This window comes from Arthrobacter sp. P1_A5, from assembly GCF_056406825.1.
The window spans coordinates 1-3,377 of the sequence record NZ_JBFTZL010000279.1 but is presented as its reverse complement, the minus strand read 5'-3'; the positions used below and the strand labels follow the sequence as shown (position 1 = coordinate 3,377).

At 65.6% G+C, this 3,377-nt stretch carries 2 protein-coding genes and 2 pseudogenes; all 4 read right to left on the bottom strand.

Annotation, left to right across the window (positions count from 1 at the left end; genetic code table 11):
* Positions 1-187 (bottom strand): annotated as a pseudogene (locus AC1D1S_RS20250) (serine hydroxymethyltransferase); the annotation flags it as partial.
* Positions 188-255: 68 nt separating this feature from the next.
* Positions 256-639, bottom strand: a complete 384-nt coding sequence (gene gcvH, locus AC1D1S_RS20245) for a glycine cleavage system protein GcvH (protein WP_476995339.1) — start codon at positions 637-639, stop codon at positions 256-258.
* A gap of 76 nt (positions 640-715) precedes the next feature.
* Entirely contained in the window at positions 716-1,852 is a 1,137-nt protein-coding gene (gcvT, locus tag AC1D1S_RS20240; RefSeq protein WP_476995338.1) for a glycine cleavage system aminomethyltransferase GcvT, read from the bottom strand.
* Between the two features lie 11 nt (positions 1,853-1,863).
* Positions 1,864-3,377, bottom strand: a pseudogene (locus AC1D1S_RS20235) (glycine dehydrogenase (aminomethyl-transferring)); the annotation flags it as partial.

Sequence of the window (3,377 nt, the reverse complement as noted above, 5' to 3'; positions counted from 1 at the left end):
CGTCAACATGCTCGCAGCCGCCGTAGTAACGCTTGCCCGGGTAGCCCTCGGCGTACTTGTTCGTCAGCACCGAACCCTGCGCCTGCATCACAGCCCTCGCGGTGTGGTTCTCCGAGGCGATCATCTCCAAACCGTCACGCTGCCGGCTGAGTTCGGCGTCGATCTTCGCGGCGATCTCCGGATCCAGCACGGACAGGTCCGCGTCCAGACTCCGGGAAACGACCTGCTCAAAGGGGGCAATCCCCGTCAAGGGGCTCACAGTTCGCCGCCGTTCTTGGACGCGTACTCCTGCGCCGAGAGCAGCGGGCCTTCTTCAGCGACCGCCACCTTGAAGAGCCAGCCGGCGCCGTACGGATCGCTGTTGATCAGCGCGGGGTCATCGACGACGGCAGGGTTGATTTCGGTGACCTCGCCCGTCACCGGCGCGTACAGGCCCGAGACCGACTTGGTCGACTCAACCTCGCCGCAGGTCTCCCCCGCAGTCACCGTCGACCCGACCTCGGGCAGGTCCACGTACACGATGTCGCCCAGCGCGTCGGCGGCGACAGCGGAAATGCCAATGCCCGCGGGCCCGGCGCCATCTGAAGCAACCCACTCGTGCTCAGCCGAATACTTCAGTTCAGCAACTACTTTGCTCATCTCAAATCCTTCTTTCTTCTCGTTCGTAAAACTTGTTTACCCCGGCCCGGAAGGGCCAACGGCGACCCGAGGGGACTTACTTTTGGCGCTTGTAGAACGGCAGCGCGACGACTTCGAACGGTTCCGTCTTGCCGCGGAGTTCGACGTCGACGATCGTGCCAGGTTCTGAGTTCTCGACGGCGACATATGCCAGGGCGACCGGGTAACCGAGCGTCGGGCTCGGCTGGCCCGAGGTCACCTCACCGATGAGCGTTCCGTTCTTGAGGACGGAGTAATGGGCCCGGGCTGCCCTGCGCCCCGTGCCCTTGAGTCCCACAAGCTTTTGGCCGATGGACGATCCGACGCCGGCAGCCTTGATCGCCGTCAGCGCCTCCTTGCCCACAAAGTCGCTTTCCTTGGTGAGCGAGACAACGGGGCCCAGTCCGGCGGCGTAGGCGTTGACGTAGCGGGAGAGCTCGTTGCCGTAGAGTGGCATGCCGGCCTCGAGACGGAGGGAGTCGCGGGACGCGAGGCCGGCGGGAATGAGGCCGTATTCTTCGCCCGCTTCAAGCAAGGCTTCCCATAGACCTGCCGCATCCTCGTTCGGGATGTAGATCTCGAAGCCGTCCTCGCCGGTGTAGCCGGTGCGGGCGAGAAGCAGATCCTGTCCCTTGATCTGGACCTCGACCGCGGCGTAGTACTTCAGGTCGGTGACCAGGACATGCTGCTCGGATGGGACAAGGGTCAGCAGAATGGCTTCTGCGTTGGGGCCCTGGACGGCGATCAGCGAGGTCTCCGCAGAGGCGTCCTGGACGGTGACGTCGAATCCGCCGTCCTTTCCGGAACCGGCCCGCTCAGCGAGGGCCGCGGCGACTACCTTGGCGTTGCCCGCATTGGGGACCACGAGGTACCTGTCCTCAGCGCGACGGTAGGTGATGAGGTCGTCGATGATGCCGCCGTCGGTGTTGCAGATCAGCGAGTACTTGGCCTTGCCAACGGCGATCGCCGACAGCTTCCCGACCAGGGCGTAGTCGAGGAACCCGGCCGCGTCCGGACCGCTGACCCAGACTTCGCCCATGTGGGAGAGGTCGAACAGGCCCGCGGCGTTGCGGACAGCGTGGTGCTCTGCGAGTTCAGATTCGTATTTGAGGGGCATCTGCCAGCCGCCGAAGTCCGTGAAGGAGGCGCCGGCTTTTTTGTGCTGCTCGTAAAGAGCGGTGTAATTCTCAGTCATTGAGTCAGTCCTTAGTTTTCGAACGCTGCTGTGTTGTCCTCGAACGATGCTGTGCTTTGCTCGAACGATTCGAGGGATGGGCACGAGCAGATCAGGTTGCGGTCCCCGGCCGCGCCGTCGATCCGTCCGACCGGCGGGAAGTACTTGTCCTGCTTCAGCTGGAGGACCGGAAACGCCCCCTGCTCACGCGGGTACGCGCGGTCCCAATGAGAGCTAACGACGGCGGCAGCCGTGTGGGGTGCGTTGCGCAACGGCGAGTTCTCCACCGTGAAGTCGCCGTTGACGACCTGGTCGATTTCCTGGCGGATGGTGATCATCGCCTCGATGAAGCGGTCAATCTCCGCAAGGTCCTCGGATTCGGTGGGCTCCACCATGAGGGTGCCCGCCACCGGGAAGGACAGCGTGGGTGCGTGGAAGCCGTAGTCGATCAGGCGCTTGGCCACGTCCTCGGCCGTGACTCCTGAGCGGGCGGTCAGTTCACGCAAATCCAGGATGCACTCGTGGGCCACCAGGCCACCCGCGCCCATATAGAGCACCGGGAAGTGCTCATCCAGCCGGGACGCAACATAGTTGGCTGCGAGCAGCGCGGACTTGGTCGCCTCGGTGAGGCCCCGGCCCCCCATGAGCTTCACGTACGCCCAGGAGATCGGCAGCACACCTGCCGAGCCGTAGCGGGAGGCGGAGATCGGGGTGCCGTCGGCGCCGTTGGCCGGATCAGCCGCGTTGCCGGGCATGAACGGTGCCAGGTGGGCCTTGGCCGCGACCGGGCCGACGCCCGGTCCGCCGCCGCCGTGCGGGATGCAGAAGGTCTTGTGCAGGTTCAGGTGCGAGACGTCGCCGCCGAACATGCCCGGCTGGGCCAGACCGACSAGGGCGTTGAGGTTGGCGCCGTCGATGTAGACCTGGCCGCCGGCGGCGTGGATCGCGTCGCAGACCTCGCGGACATCGGCGTCGTACACCCCGTGCGTGGACGGGTAGGTGATCATGATGCAGGACAGCGCGTCCTTGTGCAGCTCGATCTTGGCGGTCAGGTCCGCGTGGTCGATCGTGCCGTCCGAAGCCGTGGCCACGACCACGACCTTCATGCCGGCCAGCACGGCCGAGGCCGCGTTCGTGCCGTGCGCGGAGGCCGGGATCAGGCAGACGGTGCGCTGGGCATCGCCGCGGGAGAGATGGTAGCCGCGGATCGCCAGCAGGCCCGCGAGCTCGCCCTGGGAACCGGCGTTGGGCTGGATSGAGACCTGGTCGTAGCCCGTGATCTCGGTCAGCTGGCCTTCGAGGTCCTCGATCAGTTCACGCCAGCCGGCGGTCTGGGATTCCGGGGCGAAGGGGTGGATGGAAGCGAACTCCGGCCAGGAGATGGCCTCCATCTCGGCCGTGGCGTTCAGCTTCATGGTGCACGACCCCAGCGGGATCATGGTCCGGTCCAGGGCCAGGTCGCGGTCCGAGAGGCGGCGGATATAGCGCAGCAACTGGGTCTCGGAACGGTGCGTGTTGAACACCGGGTGCTGCAGGAAGTCGGAGG

Bases quoted from the DNA above. Each gene is read 5' to 3' on its own strand.
- gcvH (WP_476995339.1), bottom strand. From the start codon at position 639: ATGAGCAAAGTAGTTGCTGAACTGAAGTATTCGGCTGAGCACGAGTGG.
- gcvT (WP_476995338.1), bottom strand. From the start codon at position 1,852: ATGACTGAGAATTACACCGCTCTTTACGAGCAGCACAAAAAAGCCGGC.